Consider the following 14,923-nt stretch of genomic DNA (forward strand, 5'->3'; position numbering starts at 1 on the left):
ACACGGGCCAATGACCGCCAGCGAACGCGCCGCCGGCATCAGCGCCTACCTCGATGAGCTCGCGCAGCAACGAAGGTTGTCAGCGCATACGGTCACCAACTACCGGCACGATCTCCAGTCGCTGTGCACCCTGATCGGCGAACTGCCCGGCGACTGCGGCTTCGAGGCCATCGAAACGCATCACATTCGGCGCTTCGTCGGGCAACTGCACACGCGTGGGCTCGGTGGCCGCTCCCTCGGCCGTACCCTGTCAGCGTGGCGGGGATTCTACCGCTGGCTCGGCCAGCGCGGCACGGCCACCCAGAACCCGGTCGACAGCGTGCGGCCGCCGAAGAGCGCCAAGGCGCTGCCGAAAGCTCTGTCACCCGACGAAGCAAATCGCCTGCTCGCAGCGGCTGGCGAAGACATCCTGGAGATTCGCGATCAGGCGATTTTCGAGTTATTCTACTCTTCCGGTCTGCGCCTCGCCGAACTTGCCGCCCTCGATATTTCCTGCCTCGAAGACCTGCTCGCCGGGGAGGTTCGCGTTCTCGGCAAGCGCAAGAAGCTGCGCATCGTTCCGGTCGGCAGCAAGGCCAGGGAGGCGGTAGCTCGATGGGCTGAGCAGCGCGCCCGACTGGTCGCCATGGACGAGGTCGCCTTGTTCGTTGGCCAGCGCGGCAAACGCCTGGGCTGTCGCATGATCCAGCTCCGTCTGGCGGGGCGTGGCTTGACGCAGAGTTTGCCGGCGCGGGTGCATCCACATATGCTGCGCCACTCATTCGCCTCGCACGTCCTGCAGTCGTCGGGCGACCTGCGCGCCGTGCAGGAGATGCTCGGTCACGCCAGCATTGCCTCGACGCAGGTCTACACCCACCTCGATTTCCAGCATCTGGCAACGGTCTACGATCAGTCGCACCCGCGCGCCAGGCGCAAGACGGATTAGCGGGCAGCTCAGTCCTCCGGCTTGACGGTTTCATCCACTGGGGGGGCCGGTTCCAGTTCGGCGGGAGCATTTTCCTGATAGAACAGCTCGTGGCTCGGACCCTTGGCGACGCCAGGAGAAGCCACCGATACGAGGCCTTCAGGAGTGGGGAGAAAGGACTCGGGAACATCCTTCAGCACCTTGGCCATATAGGCAATCCAGGTCGGCAGAGCGGCCGTACCGCCCGTTTCGCCGTTACCCAGACTCTTTGGCTGATCGAAGCCGATCCACGAACAGCCGACAACCGTTTGCTGGTAGCCGCAAAACCAGGCGTCCACGTGCTCATTGGTGGTGCCCGTCTTGCCCGCGAGATCCTTGCGCTTGAGCGTCGCAGAGGCACGCGCCGCGGTGCCATAGATCGTCACATCACGCAGCATGCTGTCCATCAGGAAAGCGTTGCGTGGATCGATCGCCCGCAGAGTTTCATCACCCGCGGTGATCGGTTCGGCGCGCGCGAGTACCTGTTTCTTGTCGTCCTGTATCTCGCGAACGATGTAAGGTCGGATGCGGTAGCCACCGTTGGCAAAGACCGCGTAGGCGGTGACCATCTGCCAAGGAGTGACCGACCCGGCGCCCAGCGCCATCGTCAGATAGGGCGGATGCTTGCTGGCATCAAAGCCAAAACGGGTAACGTAGTCCTGCACAAAGCGCACGCCGCTCGCCTGCAGGAGGCGAATCGAGACCATGTTCTTAGACTTGGCCAGCGCTGTGCGCATGCTCATCGGGCCCTCGTACTTGCCGTCATAGTTCTTGGGTTCCCAGGCCTGGCTACCGGTTACCGCGGAGGGAAAGCTGATCGGCTCGTCATTGATGATCGATGCTGGCGTAAAACCTTTTTCCAGCGCGCCGGAATAGATGAACGGCTTGAAACTCGAACCGGGCTGCCGCCACGCCTGCGTGACATGATTGAATTGGTTGCGATTGAAATCAAAGCCCCCGACCAGCGCACGGATGGCGCCATCGCGCGGGTCGGCAGCAAGGAAGGCGGCTTCCGCCTCGGGCATTTGCACGATACGCCAGTTGTTTTTTTCGTCGCTCTGAATGCGAATGATCGCGCCCCGGCGGATCCGCTTGTTTGGTGGTGCTTTTTGGTCAATCATACGGACAGCAACCTTCAGACCGTCGCCGCTGATGGTCACGACTTCGCCGCCACGGCGGTAGGCGCGAATTCGTTTACTGTCCGCTTGCAGGACGATGGCCGGGCGCAGGTCTTCGGCATCGTGAAAATCCTGCAGCAATTCGTCAAGAGCTTCATCCTGTTCCGACTTGATGTCGGCGAGGTCTACATAGGCTTCGGCACCGCGGTAGCCGTGCCTGCGGTCGTAGTCCATCACACCCCGCCGAAGGGCGGCATAGGCAGCTTCCTGGTCGTCCCTGACGATCGTCGTGTAAACCCGCAGCCCTCGTGTATACACGTCATCGGGAAAGCGCTCGGCGGCAATCTGGCGCGCCATTTCGGTCACGAACTCGGCGTGTACAGGCGCCTCGTTGACGTCACGTTTGATGACCAGTGCTTGCTGCAGCGCCGCTTCGTATTGCCCGTTATCGATGAAACCGAGTTCGTTCATTCGGCGCAGCACATACTGCTGGCGGAGACGCGCGCGCTTCGGATTGACCACCGGGTTGTAGGCCGAGGGAGCTTTCGGCAGCCCAGCGAGCATGGCCACTTCGGCGAGCGTCAGGTCGGCCAGCGGTTTGCCAAAGTAGGCATGTGCTGCCGCGGCGAAGCCATAGGCGCGCTGGCCGAGAAATATCTGGTTGATGTACAGCTCGAGAATCTGGTCCTTACTGAGATTGCTTTCAATCTTGAAAGAGAGAAGCGCTTCATAGAGCTTGCGTGTGTAGGTTTTTTCGGACGAAAGGAAGAAATTCTTGGCGACCTGTTGGGTGATCGTCGATGCGCCCTGGCGTTTGCCGCCACCCAGCAGGTTGGCGTACAGTGCGCGCAGCACGCCAAGCGTGTCCACTCCGCCGTGCTGATAGAAGCGCTCATCCTCGGCGGCCAGGATCGCCTGTTTCATGATCGCGGGAACGTCATGGATGTTGACAACGGCCCGCCGCTCCTCGCCGAACTCGCCAATCAGATAGCCATCGGCGGTGTACACCCGCAGGGGAACCTTCGGTCGATAGTCGGTAAGAATCTCCAGCGACGGCAGGTTCGGATAGGTGAGGCTAAGGACGACAGCCGCCAGGGCAATGGCCATTGCGGCGAGACCGACAACAAAAGCAATCGGGTACAGGAACCAGCGGAGGGCGGTAGGCAACAGAGCATCCAACAGAAAATGCAGATTGCCGATATTATAGGAGCGCGCCTGTGAAAAGGCTCGAACATCAAGCAGCCAAGCGCTGCCGGGTGCGTGGCAACAAAGTGCTTTACATGCCGTGGCCTTGTTGCTAGCATCTAAAGTAGAATATCTATAAGCACGCTAACTACAAATTATTGAAGGGTTTTTTGGCGAGGGGTGGCGATTTGCAGCTCGATCTTTCGATCTTTAATCCCAAGGCGCGCTCGCTGATCGGCCTCGACATCAGCTCGTCGTCGGTCAAGATGGTTGAACTGGCCGGCGATGGCAAAGGTGGCTACCGCGTCGACCGGTATGCGATCGAGGTCTTGCCGCGGGACGTGGTCTCGGACGGTAACATCGTCAATCTTGAGAGTGCCGCGGAGTCCGTCAGGCGTGCGTGGAAGAAGCTGGCCACGTCAACGAGACACGTTGCCATTGCCCTGCCGGCGTCGCATGTCATCACCAAGAAAATCATCGTGGCGGCCGGTCAGCGCGACGAAGACCTGGAAGTGCTGGTGGAATCGGAGGCTAACCAGTACATCCCGTTTGCGCTTGACGAGGTTAACCTCGATTTTCAGGTGGTGGGTCCGGCGCCCTCTTCGCCTGACGAGATCGAAGTCCTGATCGCTGCATCCCGCAAGGAGAAGGTCGAAGACCGTGTCGCCGTGGCTGAATCGGCCGGACTCAAGCCGGTGGTGCTGGATGTTGAGTCCTACGCCATGCTGGCGGCTTTTGAGCTGGTCCAGAAGCAGCTCGAGGACGGCGGCAAGGGGCAGATCATAGCGCTGGTCGATGTGGGTGCCAACGTGATGAACCTGACCGTTCTTCGTAACGATCAGCAGCTTTACATTCGCGAGCAGGCCTTTGGTGGCAATCAACTGACGCAGGATATTGCGCGGGTTTTCGGAATGAGTTTTGAGGAGGCTGAAGCAGAGAAGCGTCGTCATAATTTGCCGGAAAAGTACGAAGCGGAACTGTTGCGGCCGTTTCTTGAAGCGATGGCGCTCGAACTATCGCGTGCGCTGCAGTTTTTCTTTACTTCGACCCAGTTCAACCAAATCAACCACATCGTTCTCGCAGGTGGCTGCGCAGTCATGCCGGGCGCCGACGAAGTCGTTGCTGCGCGCACACAGATCAACACGATCATTGCCAATCCGTTTGCCGACATGGTGCTTTCCGAACGGGTGCGCGGCAAGAGTCTACTGACCGACGCCTCGTCATTGATGGTCGCCTGCGGCCTCGCCCTGCGGAGGTTTGATCAATGATCCGCATCAACCTCCTGCCCCACCGGGAAGAGAAGCGCAGGGCGCGACGGCAACAGTTCTATGCGCGGATCGGCTTGATGACCGTTCTGTCGGGCTTGCTCGTGTTTCTCGTGTACTCGGTGATTGCCAGCCACATCTCGGCACAGGATGCCAGAAACGAGTTTCTGCGCAAGGAGATCGCCGTGCTGGACAAGCAGATTGACCAGATCAAGCGGCTCAAGGAGCAAAGTCACGCCTTGATGGAGCGTAAGCGGATCATCGAATCCTTGCAACGGGATCGGGCGGAAGCAGTGCGCTTGTTGAGCGAACTGGCGAAGCAGATGCCGGAGGGGGTCTACATCCGCTCGCTCAAGCAGGAAGGACAAAAGATCAGCCTGGTCGGTTTTGCTCAGTCCAGCGCTCGAGTATCGACGCTGATGCGCAACATCGAAGCATCGCCCTGGCTTGAAAGGCCACAGTTGATAGAAATCAAGGCCGTGATCGTCGACAAACGTCGTCTCAATGAGTTCTCCATGAATGCATCGCTCAAGAGGGCTGCCGCTGGGCAAGGGGTGCAGAAATGAAGGCTCGCGCGCTGCCCACGATCGATTTCAAGGCCCTCCTTCTCGATTTCCAGAACCTGAATCCCCGGGATGTCGGCACCTGGCCTGCCGCACCGCGCGTGGCCGTCCTGCTCGGCTTGTCCTTGACCATCCTGTTGGCCGGCTGGTGGTTTGTGTGGGTTGACCAGTTGGCGGATCTGGACACGAAGCAGCGGGCGGAACTGAAGCTGCGCGAGGAATTCCTGGCCAAGAAAAGGGAGGCCGTGAACCTCGACCTGTACATCCAGCAGTTGAACGAGATCGACCGCTCCTTCGGAGCACTCCTGAAGCAACTGCCGAACAAGTCGGAAGTCGAGGCCTTGCTGGTCGAAATCAATCAGTCGGGGATGGGAAGAGGGCTACAGTTCGAGCTGTTCAAGCCGGGATCGGAGCAAGTCAAGGATTTTTATGCTGAGTTGCCGATCAACGTGCGATTGACCGGGACCTACCATGATTTCGGGGCTTTCGCCGGGGATATCGGCAAGCTGTCCAGGATTGTCACACTGAACAACATCGCCATCGCCACAAACCCGCAGAGCAAGGATGGAAGTCTGGTGATGGATGCGGTCACGAAAACCTTTCGCTACCTCGATGAAGACGAACTGGCAGCGAAGAAGAAGGCCGCCCAGGCTGCAAAGGCGGCGAAGAAATGACGAAACTTCTCCAGCTCACCACTCTGCTTTGCAGTATGGTGTTGGTCGCTTGTTCCGCAGGCGATGACGAGGAATTGCGACAGTGGACGACGACTGTCGGCCAGGACGCCAAGGGCAAGGTTCCGCCTCTGCCGGTGGTCGAACCCTACGAGCCCGTCCCCTATGATGTGGGCAACCTTCTCGACCCTTTCAAGCCGGCAAAAATGGGACCCGATGAGAAAAAGGGAGGCGGTGGCTTTCGGCCGGACCTGGAGAGACCCAAGGAACCCTTGGAGGCTTACCCACTTGAATCGCTGAAATACGTCGGCGTGATGACCAGAAGGAAGGTGTCGTATGCCATCATCCAGGCTGAGGCTGCTTTGTACCAGGTCAAGATCGGAAATTACATGGGGCAAAACTTTGGCGTAGTGGTCAATGTTTCCGAGTCAGAAGTGACTTTGCGCGAGCTCATTCAGGATTCTGCAGGGGACTGGGTCGAGAGAACGAGCACCTTGCTGTTGCAGGAGAAGGGAGCAAAGTAAATGAAGCAGATCAAACGATACCTGTTCGGCGCACTGCTGGTCGGGGGTGTGCTGCTGGCGTTGGTAACCGCAGATGCCCAGGAAGCGAGGCCAAATTCGATCGAGGCACTGACCGTTCTCCAACAAGGCTCGGTGCTGAACGTCAGACTGACGTTCAAGGAACCATTGCAAGGCTTACCTCCGGCCTTCAGCGTCGCCAAGCCGGCCCGCATCGCGTTCGACTTCCCGAATACGACCAATGGCATGGGAAAATCGAGCCAGACCTATAACGAGGGAGATCTGAAGAGCGCCAATATCGTCCAGGCGGAAGACCGGACTCGCGTGGTCCTCAATCTGCAGAAGGCAATGACCTACGAGGCGACCGTCGAGGGCAACAATCTCCTGCTTGCCCTGGTGCCGAGCAGGGTGCCTGAAGGTATTGTCCCTGTGGAACACTTCGCGAAAGCGTCTCCCTCGCAGAGTCTGAACAGCGTCCGTGACATCGGGTTCCGGCGGGGAAAGGATGGCGAGGCGCGGATCACGGTTGACCTTAGCGATTCGAATGCGGGCATCGACATTCGGCAGCAGGGCGCCAATCTGGTCGTCGACTTCGCCAGGGTGAGCGTCCCGGAAGCGCTGCGCAAGCGGCTTGATGTGACCGATTTCGCGACCCCTGTACAGTCCGTGACTACCGTGCAGAAGGGCGAGAACGCCCGCATGACAATTACCCCGCGGGGCCTGTGGGAGCACAATGCGTACCAGAGCGACTCTCAGTTTGTCATTGAAGTCAAGCCCGTCATCGAGAATCCCAACAAATTGGTACAGGGGTCCCGAGGAGGCTATCAGGGTGAAAAGCTGTCGCTTAATTTCCAGAACGTCGATGTCCGCCGTCTGCTGCAGGTAATCGGCGAGTTTACCGGCATGAACATGGTCATCAGTGACTCCGTCGGCGGGGCGATCACGCTGATTCTGAAGGACGTTCCGTGGGATCAGGCGCTCGACATCATCATGCAGCAGAAGGGGCTGGACATGCGCAAAAATGGCAATGTCATCCTTATCGCGCCGCGCGAAGAAATTGCGACCAAGGAAAAGCTCGAATTCGAATCCAAAATTCAGATCAGCGACCTCGAACCTCTGCTCACCGAGAGTTTCCAGATGAACTATATCAAGGCTGAGGATGCGGTGAAGCTGCTTGACAACGACAAGCAGCGACTGCTCTCGAAGCGCGGCAGCGCGGTTCAGGACGTCCGCTCGAACATGATTTTCGTCAAGGACACTCCAAGCCGTCTCGATGACGTGCGAGCGATGATTGCCAAGGTCGACACGCCGAACCGGCAGGTCATGATCGAGGCGCGAATCGTCGAAGCGGGTGACAGCTTCGCCAAGAATCTGGGCATCCGCCTGGGCTGGAGGCAAACATTTCCCAATGGAGCGGTGACCGTCGGAGGAGGTCAGAATTTCAGTGGACAGCTCGACATGTCCGGAACGCAGGTCAACCTTCCTGCGACGCCGCGAGCCGGCAACCCCGGCATTTTGTCTTTTCTGCTATTCAACCAGGGGCTGACGCAGTTTCTCACCGCCGAGATCTCGGCGCTGGAAGCTGACGGCCGCGGTAAGGTGATCTCCAGTCCGCGCGTCATGACGGCGAATAATGTTGAAGCGACCATAGAACAGGGCACCGACATTCCTTATCAGCAGGCGACCAGTTCCGGCGCCACCAGCGTCTCCTTCAAGAAGGCAGTCCTGTCGTTGAAAGTGACGCCTCAGATTACGCCGGATGGCAAGGTTTCGATGACCCTGGACGTCCACAAGGATACGCCGAACACCACCTTGTCGACCGGCGCGGGAGTCGCCATCGACACCAAGCAGGTCAAGACCGTAGTATTGGTCGAAAACGGGGGCACTGTAGTCATTGGCGGCATCTACACGCAGACGATTCGCAACAATACGCAACGAATTCCTTTCTTCGGTGATCTGCCGTATGTCGGCTGGCTGTTCAAGAACCGGGAAGTCATTGACGACAAGACCGAGTTGCTGGTCTTCGTCACGCCTCGAATCGTTGCCGAAAGCATGTCGGTACGCTGACCGGGTGTCTGGCTTAGGCGAGAAGCCGGTGATGAGCCGGCTTTTTGGTGCCCGGCTTGTGCTTTGACACTCCACGCTGGAAAATTGAATGCGCTCGTGAACACCGATGAAAAAAATCGCAATATCTACCTGGTCGGCCTGATGGGAGCTGGAAAGACGACGATCGGCAGGGCTTTGGCCAAGCGCCTGGCCTATATTTTCGTCGACTCGGATCACGAGATTGCCGCCCGCACAGGAGTCAGCCTGCCGACGATCTTCGAAATCGAGGGCGAGGAGGGTTTTCGCAAGCGTGAAGCGATGGTCATCGCTGATCTTGCCAGCCGCCGTGGCCAGGTGGTGGCCACGGGTGGAGGAGCCGTCCTGCGGCCCGAGAATCGCGACACTCTCAGCAGCAGCGGCTTTGTCATCTACCTCAACGTACCACTGCAGACGCTCTGCGAGCGCACGCGGCACGACAAGAACCGCCCGCTCCTGCAAGTGAATGATCCGTTGCAAAAGCTCAGGGAACTGCACCAGCAGCGAGACCACCTCTACCGTAGCATTGCCAACGTCGTGCTCGCTGGTAGTCGAATTACCGTGCAGTCGGTCTTGAACCTACTGATCAAGGAAGGGGGAGTGTCCTGGAAACGCTAACCGTTGCGCTGGGGGATCGTTCTTATCCGATCCATGTCGGGCGTGCGCTCCTCGAACGCACCGAGTTTCTGCTGCCGTTCATGCACCAGCCAAAGGCGGCGATCGTGACCAATGCCACCGTCGCACCATGGTATTTGCAGCGCTTGGCGGAGCCTTTGCGCCGGGCAGGCATTGAAGTCGTCGAGATCGTCTTGCCCGACGGTGAACAGTTCAAGGACTGGCGCACGCTGAACTCGATTTTCGACGTCCTGCTCGAACGCCGCTGCGAACGTTCGACCACGCTGCTGGCCCTCGGCGGCGGCGTCGTCGGCGACATGACGGGCTTCGCGGCTGCCTGTTTTCAGCGCGGAATGCCCTTCATCCAGGTCCCTACGACCTTGCTGGCGCAGGTTGATTCGTCGGTCGGTGGCAAGACAGCAATCAACCACCCGCTGGGCAAGAACATGATTGGAGCTTTCCATCAACCCAGGCTGGTGCTGACCGATACCGATACGCTGATCACCCTGCCTGATCGTGAGTTGCGGGCGGGCTTGGCAGAGGTCATCAAGTACGGTCTGATCAGAGACTTGCCTTTCTTCGCATGGCTGGAGGCCAACCTGGACCTTCTCTTGTCTCGTGAGCCGATGGCGCTGGCGGAGGCCATTTGCCGCTCGTGCCGGAACAAGGCCGAGGTGGTCGTCGCTGACGAACGCGAAAGTGGCGAGCGAGCCCTGCTCAACCTGGGCCACACCTTCGGTCACGCCATCGAAACCGGCGTCGGTTATGGTCAGTGGCTGCACGGCGAAGCGATCGCCGCGGGCACCCTGATGGCGGCACAACTATCGGCGCAGCTTGGCTGGATCAGTGCCGACGATGTCGCTCGGGTGGAGCGACTATTTCAACGCGCGGGTCTGCCTGTATACGGGCCGCTGCTGGCAGTCGATCGTTACCTCGATCTCATGCAGAACGACAAGAAGGTACGGGACGGCAAGCTCCGCCTCGTTCTCTTGCAACAGGTGGGCCAGGCAGTACTCACTGACGCTGCGCCGCAGGCCGACGTGCGAAAAGCCATTACCGTACGCTCCGCGCATGCTTGAACTGGCGCCGTACGCCGTCTCCGCAGCCAACTCACGCGGTCGCCGGCAGCCGGACGCGGAACCCTCGCAGCGTAGCGAATTTCAGCGCGACAGGGACCGGATCGTACACTCTACGGCCTTCCGGCGCCTTGAATACAAGACGCAGGTTTTCGTCAATCACGAGGGCGATCTGTTCCGCACCCGTTTGACGCATAGCCTTGAGGTGGCTCAGATCGCACGCGCCATTGCGCGCGCTCTGCAGCTCAACGAGGACCTTGCCGAAGCAATTTCCCTTGCCCACGACCTTGGCCATACGCCCTTTGGCCACGCCGGGCAGGACGCACTCAACGAGTGTATGCATGACCATGGAGGTTTCGAACACAATCTGCAAAGCCTGCGCACGGTCGACCTGCTCGAAGAGCGTTACGCTGCTTTCGATGGACTCAACCTGTGTTTCGAGACCCGTGAAGGAATCGTCAAGCATTGCTCTCTGGAAAACGCACGTCGGCTTGGCGATGTGGGCGAGCGCTTTCTTGATCGAACGCAGCCATCGCTTGAGGCGCAAATCTGCAATCTGGCCGATGAGATTGCCTACAACAATCACGATGTCGACGATGGATTGCGCGCCGGCTTGATCACGCTTGCCCAACTAGCGGAAGTCAGTCTCTTTGCGCGCCACGTTGGCGACGTCCGTAGCCTCTATCCTGGTCTTGGTGCGCGCCGTCTAATCCATGAGACGATCCGACGCATGATCAATGCGCTGGTCTGTGACCTGATCGAAACGACTGGCGGCAACCTCAAACGGAGACGGCCAGGAAACCTTGCCGATGTGCGACTGGGGCCGGTGCTGGTTGGCTTCTCGGACGAGCTATCTGAAGCGCAGCGCCACATGAAGCGCTTCTTGCGCGCCGAGCTTTATCAGCACTATCAGGTCTTGCGCATGGCCAGCAAGGCCCGGCGCATCATCAGCGATCTGTTCGCCACCTTTACCAGCGATCCGCGCCTGTTACCGCCACAGTACCAAGTCGCCGCCGGTGGCGACCAAATGCGCAGGGTTGCCGATTACATTGCCGGAATGACCGACCGCTATGCCATCAAGGAGCATCAGCGACTGTTTTCTGTCGGCGGAAGCTGACCCGCTTTACCGGCACGTCGACCAGGCCGCGCCAACGGTACGCGGCCCCCTCGCCACGAGTACGCCAATGCGACGAGGCACCAATTGCCCTACGGCGATGGCCAGTCCTTGATATACGCCTTGAGCAGTTTGTTCTCCATATTGCGTTCCTCGAGCACTGCCTTGGCGACGTCGTGAAACGACACGACGCCGAGGATGGTATCGCCTTCCATCACTGGCACATAGCGAGTGTGGGTATCGACCATGATGCGCCGTAGCTCGTCGACGTCCATGCCCAGATTGGTGGTTGGTGGATTACGATCCATCGCTTCGATGACCAGAATCTCGGCGATTGGTGGTGTGGGACCAACGCGCCGCTCGGTTTGCCTCTTGGCCAGTATGGCCAGAACCTCACGGAAAGTGAGCATTCCAGCCAGCTTGCCGCCCTCCATGACGATTACCGAGCCAATATCGTTTTCGGCCATCATGATGACTGCCTCGGAGAGAGGCGAGTCAGGATGGACTGCGTACAACGCGGACTCTTTGACCTGCAGAACTTCTTTGACCTCCATGTCACCCCCTAGAAATAGGATAGCTGGCCGATGCGCCGATTCACTGATCTGCGAGATTCTATCAGATGTCGATCGACTTCCGAGACTCTGCTCGCCCATCTTTTGATGAAGCAAGGCACAGCGCCCGCCGAGGCGGGCGCTGTGCCAAGCGATCGAGGAATAACCGTCCGCGTCCGCTCAGACCTTCAGGGCAACCAGCACTTCGTCGAGCATCTTCTTCGCGTCGCCGAAGAGCATGCGGTTGTTATCCTTGTAGAACAGCGGATTGTCCACCCCCGCATAACCGGAGGCCATGCTGCGTTTCATGACGATCGAGGTCTTTGCCTTCCACACCTCGAGCACCGGCATGCCGGCGATGGGGCTGGTGGGGTCGTCCTGTGCACCGGGGTTGACGATGTCGTTGGCGCCAATGATCATCGCGACGTCGGTCTGTGGAAAATCGTCGTTGAGTTCGTCCATTTCATACACGATGTCGTAGGGCACCTTGGCTTCGGCCAGCAGCACATTCATGTGACCGGGCATGCGGCCGGCCACCGGGTGAATGCCGAAACGAACATTGACGCCCTTGTCACGCAGGAAACGCGTGATTTCGTACACCGTATGCTGGGCCTGTGCGACGGCCATGCCATAACCCGGGACGATGATCACGTTCTTGGCCTCGCGCAGCAGCTCGGACGTTTCCGTGGCGCTGATTGGCACCACCTCACCGGCCGGTTGCGCACCCCCCGCCGCCGCAGGAGTTCCTCCGGTCGTGCCAAAGCCGCCGGCGATGACGCTGATGAAGTGGCGATTCATCGCCGCGCACATGATGTACGAAAGGATCGCACCGCTCGAACCGACCAGCGCCCCGGTAACGATCAGCAGGTCGTTCGAGAGCATGAAGCCGGTTGCCGCTGCCGCCCAGCCAGAATAGCTGTTCAGCATCGAGACTACCACCGGCATGTCGGCGCCACCGATGGCCATCACCATGTGGATACCGAAGAGCAACGCGACCACGGTCATCACCACCAGCGGCATCATGCCGTCGCTGATCGAGCCGGCGTGCAGGAATTCCCGTCCGAAGTAAATGACGATCAGCAGTCCGGTCAGATTGATCCAGTGGCGCGCGGGTAGCAACATCGGATTGCCGGAGATCTTGCCGGACAATTTACCAAAGGCAATTACCGAGCCGGAGAAGGTGATCGCTCCAATCAGGATGCCGACGTAGATCTCGATCTCGTGAATCGCATGTTCTGCCCCGGTCATGCCGGCAGACGCCACCGGGTCGATGTAGTTCGCGAAACCCACCAGCATTGCTGCGAGGCCGACCATGCTGTGCATCAGCGCGACAAGCTCGGGCATCTGGGTCATCTGTACGGTGCGCGCGGCATAAATGCCGATCGTCCCGCCGACCGCCATTGCGCCGATCAGCCAAGCGTAGCCTGCGGTGCCGACACGGGGGCCAAAGACGGTCGCCAGAACGGCGATGGTCATGCCAATGATCCCGTAGAGATTGCCGCGGCGTGATGTCTCCTGATTGCTGAGTCCGCCGAGGCAGAGGATAAAGAGGATGGTTGCTCCGAGATAGGAGACGGTTGCCAAGCTTTCAGACATGTTCATCAACTCCTATTTACGGAACATAGCCAGCATGCGCTGGGTAACGGCGAAACCACCAAACATGTTGATCGTGGCCAGCACGATGGCCCCAATCGCCAACCAGCGAATCCAGTCTTCCGGTCGACTGATGCCGGCGTCTATCGGTGGCGCGATCTGCACCAGTGCGCCAATGGCGATGATGCTGCTGATCGCATTGGTGACGCTCATCAGCGGGGTATGCAAGGCCGGCTTGACGTTCCAGACCACCATGTAGCCGACGAAACAGGCCAGAATGAAGACCGTGAAGTGATTAAGAAATTTTTCCGGCGCACTGGCGCCGATGAACCAGAAGACCACTGCCGCGACACCAAAGAGGATCGCCATGCTGCTCACCGAAGCGGGTTCGCTCGCCTTGCCGTGACCGTGCGATTTTTTCGTGGCAACCACCGGCTGGGCCGCTGCAGGTGCCGCGGCCGGCGCTGCCGACAGCTTTGGCGCCGGGGGTGGCCAAGTGACATTGCCTTCCTTGATCACAGTCAGGCCGCGGATGGCTTCGTCTTCCATGTTGACGTCGATGATGCCGTCCTTGGTCTTGCACAGTTCCTCGGCGAGGCGGAACAGGTTGCTGCTGTACAGTGTCGACGACTGCCGCGCCAAGCGGCTGACCAGGTCGGTGTAGCCGATGATGGTGACGCCGTGCTTCACCACCGCCTGGCCAGGCTCGGTCAGCTCGCAGTTGCCGCCCTGTTCAGCGGCCATGTCGACGATCACGCTGCCCGCTTTCATTGAGCGCACCATGTCGGCGGTAATCAGCCTGGGCGCCGGCTTGCCGGGAATCAGCGCGGTGGTGATGATGATGTCCACCTCCCGGGCCTGCTTGGCGTACATGTCGCGCTGGGCTTTCTGGAAGCCCTCGCTCATCACCTTCGCGTAACCGCCGCCGCCGGAACCTTCTTCCTCGTAATCGACCTTGACGAATTCACCGCCCAGGGACACCACCTGATCGGCCACTTCGGCACGCGTGTCGTTGGCGCGAACGATGGCGCCGAGGTTGGCGGCAGTGCCAATTGCCGACAAGCCGGCGACGCCAGCACCGGCAATGAAAACCTTGGCCGGCGGCACCTTGCCAGCCGCCGTGATCTGGCCGTTGAAAAAGCGACCGAAGGCGTTGGCAGCCTCGATGACGGCGCGGTAGCCCGCGACGCCAGCCTGGGAGGTCAACGCGTCCATCTTCTGGGCGCGCGAGAGCGTGCGCGGCAGCGAGTCGATGGCCAGCACCGTGACCTTGCGAGCGGCGAGCTGCTGCAAAAGATCGGGGTTCTGCGCCGGCCATATGAAGCTCACCAGCGTGCACCCCTCGCGCAGCAGGCCGACTTCGTCTGCCGACGGTCCACGCACCTTGAAGATGACGTCCGAAGAGGACCACAGGCTGGCCGCTCCTTCGACGACTTCGGCACCCGCCGCGCGGTACGCGTCGTCCGACATGTTGGCAGAATCGCCAGCGCCCGATTCGACACGCACCGTAAAACCAAGTTTGATCAGTTTTTCAACGACCTCCGGTACGGTCGCCACCCGCTTTTCCCCTGCAGCAGTCTCTCTTGGTACGCCAATTGTTAGTGACATTCAGTCCTCCATCCCTCG

General features: G+C 59.6%; 13 protein-coding genes. 9 read left to right on the forward strand and 4 right to left on the reverse strand.

The window, feature by feature from the left end; all coding sequences use genetic code 11:
- Positions 1-10 precede the first annotated feature (10 nt).
- Positions 11-925 carry a tyrosine recombinase XerC gene (gene xerC, locus ACCAA_RS00965; protein WP_186405382.1) on the forward strand — a complete coding sequence of 305 codons (915 nt, stop codon included), beginning with the start codon at positions 11-13 and terminating at the stop codon, positions 923-925.
- Between the two features lie 8 nt (positions 926-933).
- Here the strand turns inward: xerC and ACCAA_RS00970 are convergent, their stop codons facing one another.
- Complete coding sequence (locus tag ACCAA_RS00970) at positions 934-3,228, reverse strand: penicillin-binding protein 1A (protein WP_245754369.1); 2,295 nt, start codon at positions 3,226-3,228, stop codon at positions 934-936.
- A gap of 206 nt (positions 3,229-3,434) precedes the next feature.
- Here ACCAA_RS00970 and ACCAA_RS00975 point away from each other — a divergent pair, with 206 nt between their 5' ends.
- The 8 genes from ACCAA_RS00975 to ACCAA_RS01010 all read left to right on the forward strand — a co-directional run bounded on the left by ACCAA_RS00975 (position 3,435) and on the right by ACCAA_RS01010 (position 11,156).
- Positions 3,435-4,514, forward strand: coding sequence for a pilus assembly protein PilM (locus ACCAA_RS00975; protein ID WP_222104789.1), 1,080 nt, complete (start codon positions 3,435-3,437; stop codon positions 4,512-4,514).
- Positions 4,511-5,077, forward strand: coding sequence for a PilN domain-containing protein (locus tag ACCAA_RS00980; RefSeq protein WP_186405384.1), 567 nt, complete (start codon positions 4,511-4,513; stop codon positions 5,075-5,077). The genes ACCAA_RS00975 and ACCAA_RS00980 overlap by 4 nt, the downstream gene beginning before the upstream one ends.
- On the forward strand, positions 5,074-5,748 hold the full coding sequence (locus ACCAA_RS00985; protein WP_186405385.1) for a type IV pilus inner membrane component PilO: 675 nt from the start codon (positions 5,074-5,076) through the stop codon (positions 5,746-5,748). The genes ACCAA_RS00980 and ACCAA_RS00985 overlap by 4 nt, the downstream gene beginning before the upstream one ends.
- Positions 5,745-6,269, forward strand: coding sequence for a pilus assembly protein PilP (locus ACCAA_RS00990; RefSeq protein WP_186405386.1), 525 nt, complete (start codon positions 5,745-5,747; stop codon positions 6,267-6,269). The genes ACCAA_RS00985 and ACCAA_RS00990 overlap by 4 nt, the downstream gene beginning before the upstream one ends.
- A complete protein-coding gene (locus ACCAA_RS00995) occupies positions 6,270-8,333 on the forward strand; it encodes a type IV pilus secretin PilQ (RefSeq protein ID WP_186405387.1) in 2,064 nt (687 codons plus the stop codon).
- 141 nt (positions 8,334-8,474) lie between these two features.
- A complete protein-coding gene (locus ACCAA_RS01000) occupies positions 8,475-8,966 on the forward strand; it encodes a shikimate kinase (RefSeq protein ID WP_186405416.1) in 492 nt (163 codons plus the stop codon).
- A complete protein-coding gene (gene aroB / locus ACCAA_RS01005) occupies positions 8,954-10,042 on the forward strand; it encodes a 3-dehydroquinate synthase (RefSeq protein WP_186405415.1) in 1,089 nt (362 codons plus the stop codon). The genes ACCAA_RS01000 and aroB overlap by 13 nt, the downstream gene beginning before the upstream one ends.
- A complete protein-coding gene (locus tag ACCAA_RS01010) occupies positions 10,035-11,156 on the forward strand; it encodes a deoxyguanosinetriphosphate triphosphohydrolase (protein WP_186405388.1) in 1,122 nt (373 codons plus the stop codon). The genes aroB and ACCAA_RS01010 overlap by 8 nt, the downstream gene beginning before the upstream one ends.
- Positions 11,157-11,245: 89 nt before the next feature.
- Here the strand turns inward: ACCAA_RS01010 and ACCAA_RS01015 are convergent, their stop codons facing one another.
- The 3 genes from ACCAA_RS01015 to ACCAA_RS01025 form a co-directional block, all read right to left on the reverse strand.
- Entirely contained in the window at positions 11,246-11,707 is a 462-nt protein-coding gene (locus ACCAA_RS01015) for a CBS domain-containing protein (RefSeq protein WP_186405389.1), read from the reverse strand.
- 177 nt (positions 11,708-11,884) lie between these two features.
- Complete coding sequence (pntB, locus tag ACCAA_RS01020) at positions 11,885-13,300, reverse strand: Re/Si-specific NAD(P)(+) transhydrogenase subunit beta (RefSeq protein ID WP_186405390.1); 1,416 nt, start codon at positions 13,298-13,300, stop codon at positions 11,885-11,887.
- A gap of 12 nt (positions 13,301-13,312) precedes the next feature.
- On the reverse strand, positions 13,313-14,905 hold the full coding sequence (locus ACCAA_RS01025; RefSeq protein WP_186405391.1) for a Re/Si-specific NAD(P)(+) transhydrogenase subunit alpha: 1,593 nt from the start codon (positions 14,903-14,905) through the stop codon (positions 13,313-13,315).
- Positions 14,906-14,923 lie beyond the last annotated feature (18 nt).

The organism is Candidatus Accumulibacter aalborgensis (genome assembly GCF_900089955.1).
Lineage (GTDB): Bacteria > Pseudomonadota > Gammaproteobacteria > Burkholderiales > Rhodocyclaceae > Accumulibacter > Accumulibacter aalborgensis.

Coding starts and splice junctions, on each gene's coding strand:
- xerC (WP_186405382.1), top strand. CDS start 11: ATGACCGCCAGCGAACGCGCCGCCGGCATCAGCGCCTACCTCGATGAG.
- ACCAA_RS01010 (WP_186405388.1), top strand. CDS start 10,035: ATGCTTGAACTGGCGCCGTACGCCGTCTCCGCAGCCAACTCACGCGGT.
- ACCAA_RS01015 (WP_186405389.1), bottom strand. CDS start 11,707: ATGGAGGTCAAAGAAGTTCTGCAGGTCAAAGAGTCCGCGTTGTACGCA.
- ACCAA_RS01025 (WP_186405391.1), bottom strand. CDS start 14,905: ATGTCACTAACAATTGGCGTACCAAGAGAGACTGCTGCAGGGGAAAAG.
- ACCAA_RS00990 (WP_186405386.1), top strand. CDS start 5,745: ATGACGAAACTTCTCCAGCTCACCACTCTGCTTTGCAGTATGGTGTTG.
- ACCAA_RS00980 (WP_186405384.1), top strand. CDS start 4,511: ATGATCCGCATCAACCTCCTGCCCCACCGGGAAGAGAAGCGCAGGGCG.
- pntB (WP_186405390.1), bottom strand. CDS start 13,300: ATGTCTGAAAGCTTGGCAACCGTCTCCTATCTCGGAGCAACCATCCTC.
- ACCAA_RS00995 (WP_186405387.1), top strand. CDS start 6,270: ATGAAGCAGATCAAACGATACCTGTTCGGCGCACTGCTGGTCGGGGGT.
- ACCAA_RS00985 (WP_186405385.1), top strand. CDS start 5,074: ATGAAGGCTCGCGCGCTGCCCACGATCGATTTCAAGGCCCTCCTTCTC.
- ACCAA_RS01000 (WP_186405416.1), top strand. CDS start 8,475: ATGGGAGCTGGAAAGACGACGATCGGCAGGGCTTTGGCCAAGCGCCTG.